At 59.3% G+C, this 15,268-nt stretch carries 15 protein-coding genes and 4 tRNA genes; 10 read left to right on the forward strand and 9 right to left on the reverse strand.

Features of this window, described 5'->3' with window-relative positions; all coding sequences use genetic code 11:
- The first annotated feature begins 55 nt into the window (after window positions 1–55).
- The 6 genes from clpB to M0814_RS25170 all read left to right on the forward strand — a co-directional run bounded on the left by clpB (window position 56) and on the right by M0814_RS25170 (window position 5,120).
- A complete protein-coding gene (gene clpB, locus M0814_RS25145) occupies window positions 56–2,620 on the forward strand; it encodes an ATP-dependent chaperone ClpB (protein WP_027612807.1) in 2,565 nt (854 codons plus the stop codon).
- 295 nt (window positions 2,621–2,915) lie between these two features.
- Window positions 2,916–2,991, forward strand: a tRNA-Asn gene (locus tag M0814_RS25150).
- A 9-nt stretch (window positions 2,992–3,000) separates the two neighbouring features.
- Window positions 3,001–3,077 (forward strand) — tRNA-Pro (locus M0814_RS25155).
- Window positions 3,078–3,082: 5 nt separating this feature from the next.
- Window positions 3,083–3,158 (forward strand) — tRNA-Lys (locus tag M0814_RS25160).
- Between the two features lie 97 nt (window positions 3,159–3,255).
- Window positions 3,256–3,332, forward strand: a tRNA-Pro gene (locus tag M0814_RS25165).
- A gap of 162 nt (window positions 3,333–3,494) precedes the next feature.
- A complete protein-coding gene (locus M0814_RS25170) occupies window positions 3,495–5,120 on the forward strand; it encodes a methyl-accepting chemotaxis protein (RefSeq protein WP_103484971.1) in 1,626 nt (541 codons plus the stop codon).
- Window positions 5,121–5,273: 153 nt separating this feature from the next.
- Here the strand turns inward: M0814_RS25170 and M0814_RS25175 are convergent, their stop codons facing one another.
- From M0814_RS25175 to M0814_RS25190, 4 genes are all read right to left on the reverse strand, one after another.
- Window positions 5,274–6,572, reverse strand: coding sequence for an NAD(P)/FAD-dependent oxidoreductase (locus M0814_RS25175; protein ID WP_003228306.1), 1,299 nt, complete (start codon window positions 6,570–6,572; stop codon window positions 5,274–5,276).
- Between the two features lie 63 nt (window positions 6,573–6,635).
- Window positions 6,636–6,809, reverse strand: coding sequence for a DUF3094 family protein (locus M0814_RS25180; protein WP_003228304.1), 174 nt, complete (start codon window positions 6,807–6,809; stop codon window positions 6,636–6,638).
- A gap of 51 nt (window positions 6,810–6,860) precedes the next feature.
- Window positions 6,861–7,388, reverse strand: coding sequence for an MOSC domain-containing protein (locus tag M0814_RS25185; protein WP_003228303.1), 528 nt, complete (start codon window positions 7,386–7,388; stop codon window positions 6,861–6,863).
- Entirely contained in the window at window positions 7,385–8,011 is a 627-nt protein-coding gene (locus M0814_RS25190; RefSeq protein ID WP_003228301.1) for a DUF1780 domain-containing protein, read from the reverse strand. The genes M0814_RS25185 and M0814_RS25190 overlap by 4 nt, the downstream gene beginning before the upstream one ends.
- Before the next feature lie 118 nt (window positions 8,012–8,129).
- On the opposite strand from M0814_RS25190, the gene M0814_RS25195 reads away from it, so the two are divergent.
- Both M0814_RS25195 and M0814_RS25200 read left to right on the forward strand, forming a co-directional pair.
- Window positions 8,130–8,819, forward strand: coding sequence for an energy-coupling factor ABC transporter permease (locus M0814_RS25195; RefSeq protein ID WP_103484970.1), 690 nt, complete (start codon window positions 8,130–8,132; stop codon window positions 8,817–8,819).
- Window positions 8,820–8,884: 65 nt separating this feature from the next.
- Window positions 8,885–9,100 carry a hypothetical protein gene (locus M0814_RS25200; protein WP_003228298.1) on the forward strand — a complete coding sequence of 72 codons (216 nt, stop codon included), beginning with the start codon at window positions 8,885–8,887 and terminating at the stop codon, window positions 9,098–9,100.
- Between the two features lie 2 nt (window positions 9,101–9,102).
- Here the strand turns inward: M0814_RS25200 and yacG are convergent, their stop codons facing one another.
- From yacG to pilB, 5 genes are read right to left on the reverse strand one after another with little or no spacing between them, the layout of a single operon-like run.
- Entirely contained in the window at window positions 9,103–9,300 is a 198-nt protein-coding gene (gene yacG, locus M0814_RS25205; protein WP_003228296.1) for a DNA gyrase inhibitor YacG, read from the reverse strand.
- The gene (coaE, locus tag M0814_RS25210; RefSeq protein ID WP_003228293.1) at window positions 9,297–9,920 is read right to left on the reverse strand and encodes a dephospho-CoA kinase; all 624 of its coding nucleotides are present in this window, start codon (window positions 9,918–9,920) and stop codon (window positions 9,297–9,299) included. Before coaE ends, yacG begins: the two co-directional genes overlap by 4 nt.
- Complete coding sequence (locus tag M0814_RS25215) at window positions 9,917–10,789, reverse strand: A24 family peptidase (RefSeq protein ID WP_003228291.1); 873 nt, start codon at window positions 10,787–10,789, stop codon at window positions 9,917–9,919. Before M0814_RS25215 ends, coaE begins: the two co-directional genes overlap by 4 nt.
- A 1-nt stretch (window position 10,790) precedes the next feature.
- The gene (locus M0814_RS25220; protein WP_003228289.1) at window positions 10,791–12,008 is read right to left on the reverse strand and encodes a type II secretion system F family protein; all 1,218 of its coding nucleotides are present in this window, start codon (window positions 12,006–12,008) and stop codon (window positions 10,791–10,793) included.
- 2 nt (window positions 12,009–12,010) lie between these two features.
- Window positions 12,011–13,711: a type IV-A pilus assembly ATPase PilB gene (pilB, locus tag M0814_RS25225; RefSeq protein WP_103484969.1), complete on the reverse strand. Its 1,701-nt coding sequence runs from the start codon at window positions 13,709–13,711 to the stop codon at window positions 12,011–12,013.
- A gap of 228 nt (window positions 13,712–13,939) precedes the next feature.
- Here pilB and M0814_RS25230 point away from each other — a divergent pair, with 228 nt between their 5' ends.
- Together M0814_RS25230 and M0814_RS25235 are read left to right on the forward strand one after the other, a co-directional pair.
- Window positions 13,940–14,380 (forward strand): pilin, encoded by a 441-nt coding sequence (locus M0814_RS25230; protein ID WP_003228285.1) that lies wholly within the window; start codon window positions 13,940–13,942, stop codon window positions 14,378–14,380.
- Between the two features lie 298 nt (window positions 14,381–14,678).
- Window positions 14,679–15,035 carry a BON domain-containing protein gene (locus M0814_RS25235; protein ID WP_103484968.1) on the forward strand — a complete coding sequence of 119 codons (357 nt, stop codon included), beginning with the start codon at window positions 14,679–14,681 and terminating at the stop codon, window positions 15,033–15,035.
- Window positions 15,036–15,268 lie beyond the last annotated feature (233 nt).

The following is a 15,268-nucleotide window of genomic DNA, read 5'->3' on the forward strand; positions in this document are numbered from 1 at the left end:
TTTCTTTATTCAGGATGGTTTTTAGGTCCGGCCTGCTCAAAAGGAAGGTGACCCCATGCGTATAGACCGTTTAACCAGCAAACTTCAGTTGGCGTTGTCCGACGCCCAATCCCTGGCTGTCGGCCACGATCATCCGGCCATCGAGCCGGCGCACTTGATGCAAGCCATGCTTGAACAACAGGGTGGTTCGATCAAACCCCTGTTGATGCAAGTCGGCTTCGACGTCAACAGCTTGCGCAAAGAGCTGACCAAAGAGCTCGACCAATTACCGAAAATCCAGAACCCGACCGGCGACGTGAACATGTCGCAGGATCTGGCGCGTCTGCTCAATCAGGCGGATCGTCTGGCCCAGCAGAAGGGCGACCAGTTCATTTCCAGCGAACTGGTGCTGCTCGCCGCGATGGACGAGAACAGCAAGCTCGGCAAATTGCTGCTCGGCCAGGGCGTGAGCAAGAAAGCCCTGGAAAACGCGATCAACAACCTGCGCGGCGGTGAGGCGGTGAATGACGCCAACCACGAAGAGTCGCGTCAGGCGCTGGATAAATACACCGTCGACCTGACCAAGCGTGCCGAAGAAGGCAAGCTCGATCCGGTGATCGGCCGTGACGACGAAATTCGCCGCACCATTCAGGTTCTGCAGCGTCGCACCAAGAACAACCCGGTGCTGATCGGTGAACCTGGCGTGGGTAAAACCGCGATTGCCGAAGGTCTGGCCCAGCGCATCATCAACGGCGAAGTGCCGGACGGCCTCAAGGGCAAACGTCTGCTGTCGCTGGACATGGGCGCGCTGATTGCCGGTGCCAAGTATCGCGGTGAGTTCGAAGAGCGCCTGAAAGCCCTGCTCAATGAGCTGTCGAAGCAGGAAGGGCAGATCATTCTGTTCATCGACGAATTGCACACCATGGTCGGCGCCGGTAAGGGCGAAGGCTCGATGGATGCCGGCAACATGCTCAAACCGGCACTGGCGCGCGGTGAGCTGCACTGCGTCGGCGCAACCACGCTCAACGAGTACCGCCAATATATAGAGAAGGATGCGGCGCTTGAGCGGCGTTTCCAGAAAGTCCTGGTGGACGAGCCGAGTGAAGAAGACACCATCGCCATCCTGCGTGGCCTCAAGGAGCGTTATGAGGTTCACCATAAAGTGGCGATCACCGACGGCGCGATTATCGCCGCGGCCAAGCTCAGCCATCGCTACATCACGGATCGGCAGTTGCCGGACAAGGCCATCGACCTGATCGACGAGGCCGCCAGCCGTATTCGCATGGAGATCGACTCCAAGCCGGAAGTGCTCGATCGTCTGGAGCGTCGCCTGATTCAGCTCAAGGTTGAATCTCAGGCACTGAAGAAAGAAAGCGATGAAGCGGCGATGAAACGCCTGGAAAAACTCCAGGAAGAAATCGTCCGCCTCGAGCGTGAGTACTCGGATCTGGAAGAAATCTGGAACTCGGAAAAAGCCGAGGTACAGGGTTCGGCGCAGATTCAGCAAAAGATCGAGCAGTCGCGTCAGGAGCTGGAAGCGGCGCGCCGTAAAGGCGACCTCAATCGCATGGCCGAATTGCAGTACGGGGTGATCCCGGATCTGGAGCGCAGCCTGCAAATGGTCGACCAGCACGGCAAGAGCGAAAACCAGTTGCTGCGCAGCAAGGTGACCGAAGAGGAAATCGCCGAAGTCGTTTCGAAGTGGACCGGTATTCCGGTGTCGAAAATGCTCGAAGGCGAGCGCGACAAGCTGATGAAGATGGAAAGCCTGTTGCACCAGCGTGTGATCGGTCAGGACGAAGCGGTGGTTGCGGTCGCCAACGCGGTACGCCGTTCGCGTGCCGGGCTGGCGGATCCGAATCGTCCAAGCGGCTCGTTCATGTTCCTCGGCCCGACCGGTGTCGGTAAAACCGAGCTGTGCAAGGCGCTGGCCGAATTCCTCTTTGATACTGAAGAGGCGATGGTGCGGATCGACATGTCCGAGTTCATGGAGAAACATTCCGTGGCACGGCTGATCGGTGCACCACCGGGCTATGTTGGCTACGAGGAGGGTGGTTACCTGACCGAAGCGGTGCGTCGCAAGCCTTACTCGGTGATCCTGCTGGACGAAGTCGAGAAGGCGCACCCGGACGTGTTCAACATCCTGCTGCAAGTGCTGGAGGACGGCCGTCTGACCGACAGTCACGGGCGCACGGTGGATTTCCGCAATACCGTGATCGTCATGACGTCGAACCTCGGTTCGTCGCAGATCCAGGAACTGGTCGGTGACCGTGAGGCCCAGCGTGCAGCGGTGATGGACGCGCTGACGTCGCACTTCCGTCCGGAGTTCATCAACCGGGTCGACGAAGTGGTGATTTTCGAGCCGCTGGCGCGGGATCAGATCGCGGGCATTACCGAGATCCAGCTGGGCCGTCTGCGCAGTCGTCTGGCCGAGCGCGAGCTGAAGCTGGAACTGAGTCCGGAAGCCATGGACAAGTTGATTGCCGTGGGTTACGACCCGGTGTATGGCGCACGTCCGCTCAAACGTGCGATCCAGCGCTGGATCGAAAACCCGTTGGCGCAGTTGATCCTGTCAGGGCATTTCCTGCCGGGCGATACGGCGACCGGCAAGGTCGTGAACGACGAAATCGTTTTCGACTGAGCGGCAAAGCCAATGAAATAAGGAAGGCCTCGCTTTGCGAGGCCTTTTTTTCGTTAGGCTGTTGAACTCTAAGGAAAAGGCTTGTAAAGTGCGCCCCGCAGTCAGTCACCCGCAGCATCTCAGCTCACTGAGCTGAAATCTGAAATAAGTTGCAAATCATTAACTTGAAAGCGATTTAGGGGGTTGACAGAGGTGTTCTAGGTTGTAGAATAGCGCGCCTCAGACACACGAACGCAGCGATGCGAACGACGTCTAAGAGCTGTAAGATTCACCGTTGTAAATTGAAATATGTAGTTCCGTGATAGCTCAGTCGGTAGAGCAAATGACTGTTAATCATTGGGTCCCAGGTTCGAGTCCTGGTCACGGAGCCAATTTCAAACCGGGGTATAGCGCAGTCCGGTAGCGCGCCTGCTTTGGGAGCAGGATGTCAGGAGTTCGAATCCCCTTACCCCGACCATTTTTGGGTCGTTAGCTCAGTTGGTAGAGCAGTTGGCTTTTAACCAATTGGTCGTAGGTTCGAATCCCACACGACCCACCATTTTTGAAACCAGGTAACACTGGGATCGAATCTTAAGATCAGAGGCCAAAAGCGCTGATCGAAGAAGGCGATCTTTGAAAGGTCGCCTTTTTTTTACCGGGGTATAGCGCAGTCCGGTAGCGCGCCTGCTTTGGGAGCAGGATGTCAGGAGTTCGAATCCCCTTACCCCGACCATATTGAAAATCCTCGTATCGAAAGATACGAGGATTTTTTTTGTCCTCGCGAAAGACAATTCCCTTCAAGTCATCGTACAACTTGCCGATAGCCCGCTAACGAGAGGGGACTGCCGCTGTTCGCCCCTTCAATCTGGCCAATACAAGAATAAGGGCGTCCCTCATGTTGCTTCGTCAGTTGAATATTGCTCCACGTGCCGCGCTGGGTTTTGCCCTGATCGCGGTACTGGTGGCGTTGCTTGGCGTATTTGCCTTGGGGCAGATGTCGAGCATCCGTGACAGTGAGGTCGCGGTAGAGAGCCAGTGGCTGCCGAGCATTCGCGGCGGCGACGAGATTCGTGAGTTGATGCTGCGGATCCGCACGATTTCCCTGCGCATGGCGCTTGATCAGGATCCGAAGAACATTGCGACTTACCGCAGCCAGATGGACACCCGCGACAAAGAGCTGAGCGAGAAGATTGCCGCCTACGACAAACTGGTCACCACGCCGGAAGGCCAGCAGCTCTATGACCAGTTCAAAAAAACCTTTGCCGCATATCGCACCGGCATCGCGCAATCCTTCACCCTGGCCGATCAAGGCCAGCGTGACGCACTGACCAAACTGCTGCTGATTGATATGAAAACCGTGGTCGACGGCTCCGGCAAGCAGCTCAATGACCTGGCGGATCTGTTCGCCAGACAGGTGGCCGCTGAAAGCCAGAAATCCGCTGACCACTATCAGACCTCGCGCACCATCGTCAGTCTGTTCATCGCGCTGGCGGCGCTGGCCACGGTGGCCCTGGCCATGTTGCTCACCCGCAGCATCGTCCGTCCGCTGAGCAGCGCTGTCAGCGCTGCCGAAAGCGTGGCCCGGGGCGATCTGACCCGACCGATCGAAACCCACGGCAACGATGAGGTCAGTCGTTTGCTCAAGGCGCTGGCGACCATGCAGCAGAACCTGCGGGAAACGCTGCAAGGCATCAGCGGTTCGGCCACGCAACTGGCGACCGCTGCCGATGAACTCAATGCGGTGACGCTCGACAGCACACAAGGCCTGCAGCAGCAGAACAACGAAATCGAACAGGCCGCCACGGCGGTCAATGAAATGACCACGGCCGTTGAAGAAGTCGCTCGCAACGCCGTATCGACGTCCGATGCCACTCGTCAATCCAGTGAGTCGGCGCAACTGGGACAGGCGCGGGTCAGCGACACCGCATCGGCCATCAATGCGCTGGCCAGCGACGTGCAGCACACCGGCGAGTTGGTGCAATCGCTGGCCAACCAGTCACAGGACATCGGCAAAGTGCTGGATGTGATCCGTGCCATTGCCGAGCAGACCAACCTGCTAGCGCTCAACGCCGCCATCGAGGCGGCCCGCGCAGGGGAGAGCGGACGAGGTTTTGCGGTGGTCGCCGATGAAGTGCGGGCGCTGGCCTATCGCACCCAGCAATCGACGCAGGAGATCGAGCAGATGGTGCAGGGCATGCGCAGTGGTTCAAGCCTGGCGCTGGATTCGATGCAGGCCAGCGCCGCACGGGCCACGACCACGCTGGCGTTGGCCGAGCGTGCCGGGGAGGCGCTGGAAACCATCACCGCGTCAGTGCATGAGATTCATGAGCGCAATCTGGTGATCGCCAGTGCCGCCGAAGAGCAGGCGCAAGTTGCGCGGGAAGTGGATCGTAACCTGGTGAACATTCGCGACCTGTCGGTCCGTTCGGCAGCGGGCGCCGATCAGACCAGCGCGTCGAGTCACGAACTGTCGCAACTGGCCAACGCGCTGCAAGGCATGGTGCGGCGCTTCCAGCTCTGATGAACAGAGATCGATTGCAGGAGTGAGCTGGATTTGTGAGCTGCGCAAAACAATGTGGGAGCGGGCTTGCTCGCGAAAGCGGTGTATCAGTCGACAGGAATGTTGAATGACACGACCTCTTCGCGAGCAAGCCCGCTCCCACAGTTTTTGGTTTTAGTGCAGCTTCAGACGTGGCTCGGTGCCGCGACCGATCTTGCTGCCCAGCATCAGCATCGCCGTGCGAAACGGCCCGTACAGCGCCATCTGGTGCATGCGGTACAGCGACACGTAGAACATCCGCGCCAGCCAGCCCTCGAGCATCACGCTGCCGGTCAGGTTGCCCATCAAGTTACCCACAGCCGAGAAGCGCGACAGCGAAATCAGCGAGCCGTAGTCGGTGTATTTGTACTCCGGCAGGGTCTTGCCTTCGATGCGCAGCTTGAGCGACTTGGCCAGCAACGAAGCTTGTTGGTGCGCGGCTTGCGCACGCGGTGGCACGTTGCGATCCGAACCCGGTTGCGGGCACGCGGCGCAGTCACCGAAGGCGAAAATGTTTTCGTCGCGGGTGGTCTGCAACGTCGGCAGCACTTGCAGCTGATTGATACGGTTGGTTTCCAGACCGTCGATGTCCTTGAGGAAACCCGGCGCGCGAATCCCGGCAGCCCAGACTTTCAGGCTGGCCTTGATCACGTTGCCATCGGCGGTAATCAGGCTGTCGGCGGTCACTTCGCTGACCGAAGCATTGGTCATCACATTGACCCCGAGTTTTTCCAGAGTCTTGTGCACCGGGCCGCTGATGCGCTCCGGCAGGGCTGGCAGCACTCGTGGGCCGGCTTCGATCAGGGTGATGTGCATGTTTTCCGGTTTGATCCGGTCCAGGCCGTAGGCCGCCAGCTCATGCGCCGCGTTGTGCAGTTCTGCCGCCAGCTCGACGCCCGTGGCGCCGGCCCCGACGATCGCCACACTGATCTGCTCGATCACATCGGTCTGCCCGGCATGCGCGCGCAGATAGTGGTTGAGCAGTTGCTGGTGAAAACGCTCGGCCTGTTTACGAGTGTCGAGGAACAGACAGTGTTGCGCCGCGCCCTGGGTACCGAAGTCGTTGGTGGTGCTGCCGACACTGATCACCAGCGAGTCGTAGGCCACTTCACGAGCCGGTACCAGTTCCACGCCATTCTCGTCGTAGGTGGCTGCCAGCTGGATTTTCTTCTGCGCGCGATCAAGCCCGCTCATACGCCCAAGCTGGAACTCGAAGTGGTTCCATTTCGCCTGGGCAACATAGTTGAGTTCGTCTTCGGAAGAGTTCAGCGATCCAGCGGCCACTTCGTGCAGCAGTGGTTTCCAGATGTGCGTGAGGTTCGCGTCGACCAGCATCACACTGGCCGTGCCGCGCTTGCCCAGAGTCTTACCCAGACGGGTAGCCAGCTCCAGACCGCCGGCGCCGCCGCCGACAATAACAATACGATGGGACATAGGGATAACTCGCAAGGTTTTTAAAGGAAATCGGTGCGGTTACCCGAGCGAGCGCGAGGCAGCTCATAGCGTCAGGTAACTGATTAATCGGCTCAGCAAGCCCAGACCAATGGTCACTGCCAGCACCAGCACCAGGAGCATCCACGGCCGGAAAGGCCGGCGCTCGACACGGTGTTGGGACAACTGCAGGTACTCTTCGACATGCTTCTGGTCTTCGGGGTTCAGGCGGCTGGTCATAAAGGCCTCGTCAGGTAGACGTTGCTGAAGGTGGGGAAGCTACAGCGGTTTTTAACCCGGGTTGAATGCAGCATAGCCACTGGCCGGAACCGGTTCGACAGAAACACCGTCGTCGAGGCGAATGATCCCGCTTTGTAACACCCGCGCGGTAATTCCGCCATGCCCGCGCACCGCTTGAAAGGTGCCGGGGCCAAGGTTGTTTTGCAGGCGCGCGCAGGGCTGACACCAGCCGGTAGTCTCGAATATTGCCTGACCGATGCGAAAGCGCCGACCCTTGAGACTAAACAGATTGATACCGCTGATGACCAGATTGCGCCGCAGGTCTTCAGGCCTCACGGGTTGATCTTCAGGCCGGCCCATCAACGCGCTGATGACCGCCAGGTGTTCGAACTGAATCAACGTCACTTGCCGCGCATTGCGCACGCCGGGGCGGGCGTGGTCACCGGTCAATCCGGCTTCGAGCCGTGCCTCGACGGCGTCGAGCTCGATCATCGGGCCGCGAGACTCGGGGCGCACGCCGATCCAGCGTACGCGGCCAGTCTGCGGGACGTCGGCAATCAACTGCTGCAGCGGCGTCACAGGCTGATCCCGACATCGAAGACGATGCTGCGACCGAGGTTGCTGCGCAGAAAGTCCGGCGCATCGGGATGGGCGAACAGCACCCGGGCGAAGGTCGGGCCGACCAGCGACAGCGAGCGCCAACCCTGGCGCAGATACTCGGTCGGCGGTGGAAAATGGCTGTTCAGGTCCAGCACCTCGCGCTTGAGGCTGGCGAAGGCAATGATGTCCAGTTCACCCAGATCCATACCGCGTTCTTTGTAGTTGTGCGCTTTTTTGCGCAAGGTCGGCGCCAGTCGCAGCAAGAACTCATTGGCCGGGATCCGCCGTGGCTTGGCTTCACGGCGCACCAGTTGGCTGAGGGAAAACGCACTGCGGCGACGTTGCAGTTCATCGCGCCATTCGTCGTTGAGTCGGCGGCCTTCATCGAGAACGAAGAACACTTCGAAATTGGCATCGCGAAACAGCACGTCCGGCGGCTCGCCGGCGGGGGCGAACTCATCGGCGCGGTAAGGGATGTTCAAGCCTTGCAGCAGGCGCTGGCAGACCCAACGCTCACGCTCCCATTTGCGGGCATTGGACAGGAACGCGTTGGCTTGCTCGGCCGCAATGGTCAGCAGGCGTAAGTAATCTGAGTCATCCATAGGCCCAAGCTTAGCGTTCAAATGCGACAAGCAGAAAGCTTTGCATCGGCTGATGCCTGGAAGAGGGCGGTGTAGACTCCGATAAGGGAATCAAACCCATGGAGAAGGTAAGGGATTCATGATCGGTGCAGAACTGCTGTCTTCGACAAGCCTGACACTTGGCTGGCTGATTTACCTGCCGGTGCTGGTCTGGGCGATCTGTCGTGCGCCGTGGGTCGAGTTGTTCACTGACAGTCGCCGCCAGCATCTGCTGTTCGGCACGGTGTTCGCCTTGTTTCTGCTGTGGATGGTGCGCAGGGATTTCGACACCGGGGTTTCTTATCACTTTATCGGCATGACCGCCGTGACGTTGCTGCTCGACTGGCCGCTGGCGATCATCGGCGGGCTGGTGGCGCAGCTCGGGCTGGTGTTGCTCGGGCGTCAGGATCTGGCGGCGGTCGGGGTCAACGGTACGTTGCTGATCCTGTTGCCGGTGTTGATCACCGAGTGCGTGGCGATCATCGTCGAGCGTGCCCAGCCGCGTAATCCGTTTGTGTACATCTTCTGTTCCGGGTTCTTTGCGGCGGCGTTGTCGGCGTTGCTGTGCCTGACATTGAGCCTGGGCCTGCTCTGGTACGACGGTCTGTTCGCCATGCCGGAATGGCTGGAAGACTTCATCGGCTATCTGTGGCTGCTGATTTTCCCCGAAGCCTTTATCAACGGCATGGTGATCAGTGCGCTGGTGGTGTTCAGTCCCGAGTGGCTGGAAACCTTCAACCGCACCCGATACCTTTCGGCGCCCTGGAAGGACGACGATCCCAAGTCTTGATCCACATCAAACCCGCCACCCGCATGGCATTTCATGCTCGGCCAAATTCCTTCAGGAGCAGCGGCATGAGTGTTTACGAGTGGGCGAGGCAGGAGACACGGCAGAGTCTGGACATGGCGCTGGAGGTGGGCTTCGATCCGGGCCTGAGTTTGCGCGCCTTGCTCAGCGCGGTGGTGCAACAGAGCAAGACGGTGCGCAACGCCGAAGACCTGGCCGACGAGTTGCGCTTTCTCGCGGAAAACCTCGACGACGATCAGGACTACGGCTTCATGCGGCCCTGATCTCAGTGACGCGGGTCGAAATCGCCGGAGAACATTTCGTCTTCGGCATCCGGGGCGACCGGAATCTTGTGCTCTTCGGACGCCCAGGCGCCGAGGTCGATCAGCTTGCAGCGATCGGAGCAGAACGGGCGGAATTTGTTCTCGGGGGTGAATTCCACGGGGGCGCCGCAGGTTGGGCATTCGACGGTTGTAGGGCTCATGACTGGCCTCCGGATAAAGTCAGGTAAAAGTGATGCAGACGCTCGACTTCGCTGTGCAGCCAGGCGAGGTCGCGGTCGTTGACCACTACATCGTCGGCGTGGCTCACGCGATCTTCGCGGCTCGACTGGGCCTTGAGGATCGCCTGGACCTGCTGTTCGCTGGTCTGGTCGCGCTGCAAGGTGCGTTCGATCTGCAGTTGTTGCGGGGCGTCGATCACCAGAATCCGCTGGGTCATCGCGTGTTGCCCGGATTCGATCAACAGCGGCGACACCAGAATCGCGTACGGCGATTTTGCCAGCGCCAGATGATGGGCGATTTCCTCGGCGATCAACGGATGCAGCAAGGCTTCGAGCCAGCGGCGTTCCTCCGGCACTTCAAAGATCAGCTGGCGCAGGGCGGCGCGGTTCAGCGTGCCATCAGCCTGCAACACATCCGCGCCGAAGTGCTCGGCAATCTTTGCCAGTGCCGGACGTCCCGGCTCGACCACCCAGCGCGCCGCATGGTCGGCGTCGACCACATGGATTCCGAGATCGATGAAGTGCTGGGCCGCGGCGCTTTTACCGCTGCCGATGCCGCCGGTCAGGCCGAGAATCCAGGGTTTTTCCACAGGGGTATTCATTTCAAACCGACAAACTGCCAATAGAAGTCGGTTATTTGACCACCCCAGAGCAAGGCAATCCAGCCGGCAATTGCCAGATACGGGCCGAAGGGGATCGGCGTCGAGGTTTTCTGCTCGCGCAGACGCAACAGAATCACCCCGACAATCGCCCCCACCAGCGATGACAGCAGGATCGTCAGCGGCAGAATCTGCCAGCCACCCCAGGCCCCGAGCAGCGCCAGCAGCTTGAAATCCCCGTGGCCGATGCCGTCCTTGCCGGTCAGCAGCTTGAACAGCCAGAACACCGACCACAGCGCCATGTAACCGGCCACCGCGCCCCACAGCGCCGCGTTTAGCGAGACGAACAGGCCGAAACTGTTGACGATCAGCCCCAGCCACAACAACGGCAACACCAGCACATCGGGCAGCAGTTGATGTTCGGTGTCGATCAGGCTCATCGCCAGCAGCCCCCAGGTGAGGACGATCAACAGACCGGCCGGCCAGCCGAACCCCAGATGCCAGGCGACGAATGCCGAGAGCAGGCCGCAGGCCAGTTCGGTCAGGGGATAACGTTTGCTGATGGGGGCGGTGCACGCCGAACAGCGTCCGCGCAACAGCAGGTAGCTGAGCAGTGGAATGTTCTCCCACGCCCGAATCCGGTGGCCGCAGTGCGGGCACTGGGAGTGCGGCAGCATCAGGTTGTAGGTTGGCAGCGGCGTTTCGCTCGGCAGGCCAAGGACGTCCTGCGCCTGCTGGCGCCAATCGCGCTCGAGCATTTTCGGCAGACGCCAGACCAGCACGTTGAGAAAACTGCCGACCACCAGCCCCAGCAGCAGGGCGGCGAGTACGAAGGCCAGCGGATACAGACTGAAGAGTTCGTCGATAGGCATGTCAGATCGCTGAGCCGAGTTGGAAAATCGGCAGGTACATGGCCACGACCAGCCCGCCGACGATGACCCCGAGCACCACCATGATGAACGGCTCCATCAGGCTGGTGAGGTTGTCGACCATGTTATCCACTTCGTCCTCATAAAAACCGGCGACCTTGTCGAGCATGTCATCCAGTGCGCCCGACTCCTCACCGATGGCGGTCATCTGCACCGCCATGTTGGGGAAGACCCCGGTGCTGCGCATGGAAAAATTCAGCTGCATGCCAGTGGCGACGTCCTGGCGGATGCGCAGCACGGCACGTTTGAACACCACGTTGCCAGTAGCGCCGGCCACCGAATCCAGTGCCTCCACCAGCGGTACCCCAGCGGCGAAGGTGGTCGAAAGGGTGCGGGCGAATCGCGCCACCGCCGATTTGTACATCAGCGTGCCCACCAGCGGCAGCTTCAGCAGCCAGGTGTCTTTGCGGTCGCGCAAGGCCTGGGATTTCTTCAGCGCATGACGGATGCCGAACACCGCCGCAATCAGCGCGCCGAGCACTATCCACCACCATTGCTGCATGAACTCCGAGATGCTGATCACCATCAGGGTAAAGGCCGGCAGTTCAGCACCGAAACCGGAGAATACCGCCTGGAATTGCGGCACCACTTTCACCAGCAAAATCCCCGTGACCACCATCGCCACCAGTACCACGGCGGCGGGATAGGTCATGGCTTTCTTGATCTTGGCCTTGAGCGCTTCGCTTTTTTCCTTATAGGTCGCGACCCGTTCCAGCAACGTATCGAGGGCGCCGGATTGCTCGCCGGCATCCACCAGGTTGCAATACAACTCATCGAAATACTGCGGCTTCTTGCGCAGGGCCGCAGCAAAGCTGTTGCCGGCGGCCACCTCTTGCTTAACCTCGTCCACCAGTTTGCGCATCGCCGGGTTGTCGAAGCCTTCGCCAATGATGTCGAACGACTGCAACAGCGGTACGCCGGCCTTCATCATGGTTGCCATCTGCCGCGTGAACAGGGCGATGTCCTGGGCCTTGATGCGTTTGCCGAGGCTGAGCAAGGAGGTGGATTTCTTGCGTACCTTGCCTGGATTGATCCCTTGTTTGCGCAGCTGGGCCTTGATCAGCGCGGGGTTTTGCCCGCTCAACTCGCCCGTGACTTTGCTGCCTTTGCGATCCGTGCCTTCCCAGGCGTAGATGCTGATTTTCGCTGCCTTGACCGCCATGTTCAGTCCTTGGTGACCCGGTTGATTTCTTCCAGGCTGGTGATGCCTTGCATGGCCTTGTGCAGGCCCGAGGTGCGCAGGTCGTCGAAGCCGTCGCGACGCATCTGGCTGTCGATTTCCAGCGAATTGCCTTCGGCCATGATCAGCCGTTGCAGGTCAGGGGTGTTTTTCACCACTTCGTAAATCCCCACGCGTCCTTTGTAGCCGCCGTTGCAGAGGTCGCAACCGACCGGCTCATAGATCGTGAAACTGCCGATCTGTTCCGGCGGGAAACCTTCCTTGATCAGCGTTTCGCGGGGGATCTCGATCGGTTTCTTGCAGTGGCTGCACAGCTTGCGCGCCAGACGCTGGGCGATGATCAGGCTCACCGAGGTGGCGATGTTGAACCCGGGAATGCCCATGTTGTGCAGGCGGGTCAGGGTTTCGGCGGCGCTGTTGGTGTGCAGCGTGGACAGCACCAGGTGGCCGGTCTGCGCGGCCTTGATCGCGATTTCGGCGGTTTCCAGGTCGCGGATCTCGCCGACCATGATCACGTCCGGGTCCTGCCGCAGAAACGAACGCAGGGCCTGGGCAAAATCCAGCCCCTGTTTCGGGTTGACGTTGACCTGGTTGATGCCTTCCATGTTGATTTCCACCGGGTCTTCGGCGGTCGAAATGTTGATGTCGACGGTGTTGAGGATATTCAGGCCGGTGTACAGCGATACGGTTTTCCCCGACCCGGTAGGCCCGGTCACCAGAATCATGCCCTGCGGTTGCTTCAGCGCTGCCATGTACAGGTCTTTCTGCGCCGGTTCGTAACCCAGCGCATCGATGCCGATCTGTGCGCTGGAGGGATCGAGAATCCGGATCACCACTTTTTCGCCCCACAGGGTCGGCAGGGTGTTGACCCGGAAGTCGATGGACTTGGTCTTCGACAGGCGCATCTTGATCCGCCCGTCCTGGGGTTTGCGTCGCTCCGAGATATCCAGGCTGGCCATGACTTTCAGGCGTGCGGCGATTCGCCCGGCCAACTGGATCGGCGGTTTGGCCACCTCGCGCAGGATGCCGTCGGTACGCACCCGCACCCGGAAGTTTTTTTCGTAGGGTTCGAAGTGCAGGTCCGACGAGCCACTTTTGATCGCGTCGAGCAGCATCTTGTGCACGAAACGCACGACCGGCGCGTCATCGGCGTCGAGTCCGCCGATGGCGTCCTGGCGGCTGTCGTCGACGGACTCGACATCCACGCCGTCGAGATCGACGTCGGCCATTTCTTCGAGGCCGCTGGTATGGGTGTCGAAGAATTTCTCGATGGCCTCGGTGAGCTTGTCGTCCTCCACCAGAATGGCTTCGGTGCTCAGTCCGGTGCTGAACTGAATGTCATTGATCGCCTGATGATTGCTCGGGTCGGAAATGCCCACGAACAGCTTGTTGCCACGGCGCCACAAGGGCAGGGCGTGGTGCTGGCGCACCAGTTTTTCACTGACCAGGCCTTTGGGCTGGGTTTCCTTGTCCAGGCAGTTGAGGTCCATGAAGGCCATGCCGAAATGCTCGGAAGCGATCTCGGCGACCTGTGAGCTCTTCACCAGTTTGTTCTGCACCAGGTAACTGACCAGCGACAGCCGATTGCGCTGCGCCTGTTGCCAGGCCTGCTGGGCGCTTTTTTCCGTAAGCAGTTCGGCCTGTACCAATTGCTTGGCCAGACCGCTCAGAGCGATGTCATTCATGGGGATTCCGGATGCTGACAGTTCATGACTTATAGCCTAGTCAAGTGACAGCGCCAAACACGCCCGGTACAGGTGACAAAAAGTGTCAGATAGTGCGGTTACGGGTTGTAGGAAAGCGCGACACGGCCCCTTTATGCCGAGCGCACGGGGTCTGCAAGCGGTTGGCACGGCCTATGCTGAGCCCTTTGCAGATCATGAGATTCCGACTCATGCATGGAGAGCCTGTCTATGAACAACCAAAAAGGTTTCACTCTGATCGAGCTGCTGATCGTGGTGGCGATCATCGGCATTCTGGCGACCATCGCCCTGCCGCAATACTCCAAGTATCAGGCGCGTTCGAAGGTGACGGCAGGTCTGGCCGAAATCAGCGCGCTGAAGGTGCCGTTCGAGGACACCATTAATCAAGGTACCGATCCAACCCTGTTACTTGTGGCCGGTAGTGCCACAGCGACCACCTCCAACTGCACACTGGCGGCTTCGGGAACAGCTGCGACAGGTGCCGGCACCATTACCTGCACACTGGTGAACGCCCCGGGCCCGGTGCTGGGTAAAACCATCACCCTTACCCGCACGGGGGCTGCAACCGGCAACACCTCCGGCGTCTGGAGCTGTGCGTCGACCGTCAACCCGGACTACGCGCCTAAAGGTTGCGCGGGTACCGGTGCCTGATCTAGTCAGCAAACGGCCTAAGATGCCCCGCGATGCGGGGCATTTTTTTGCCTTTTTGCGCTGGAAAAAGCTTCAATAATTTCAGCGTGTTAGGAACTTTCCGAAAAGCCGCAACTTGCATGTCGATAATGCATGCGTCATGCAAATTGCATGATTCCAAAAATTTGTCTAATTCATAAATAATTGATTTATAACGATTTATTGTCTTTCGAAAAGTTGGCACAGCCTTCGCAATATACCCAGTAACCCTGCTGACAAGACAACCAGCAGACTTTCCAGAAAAACAGGAGTTACTCGTATGAAGAAGTTCGCTATCACTGCCGCTGCTGCTACCGCGCTGACCCTGACCATGGCTTCCGGTGCTTTCGCACAAACCACCCAGGCTACTCAGGCTCCAATGACTCTGGCTGCTGGTGAAATGACCAAGGCTAAAGAAGCTACTTCCGATACCTGGATCACTACCAAAGTCAAAAGCGACCTGGTAACCGAAAAAGGCATTCCAGGCACTGACATCAAAGTTGAAACCAACAAAGGTGTTGTATCGCTGTCGTCGACTGTAGCCATCACCGAGGCTCAGAAAACCACCGCAGTGGCTATCGCCAAGAAAATCAAAGGCGTTAAAGCGGTCTCCGCTGACGGCCTGAAAGCCGAGTAAGGCATGACTTCTCGCCTGGACCGGGAGAAGGCGCGACAGACGGGCCGAGCAATACGTCTGCCGCAACTTTAGAGTTCATGCGAACGGTCACACGGACGTGACCATTACGGGCCCCGGCACTTGTGTCGGGGCCTGTTCTATTTCAGGTCAGCAAAAGCTAAATGTGGGAGCGGGCTTGCTCGCGAATGCGGTGTGTCAGCAGGCATATTCATCAGATGACACACTGCATTCGC

This window comes from Pseudomonas sp. MWU12-2020, assembly GCF_023100605.1.
Taxonomy (GTDB): Bacteria; Pseudomonadota; Gammaproteobacteria; order Pseudomonadales; family Pseudomonadaceae; genus Aquipseudomonas; species Aquipseudomonas fluorescens_H.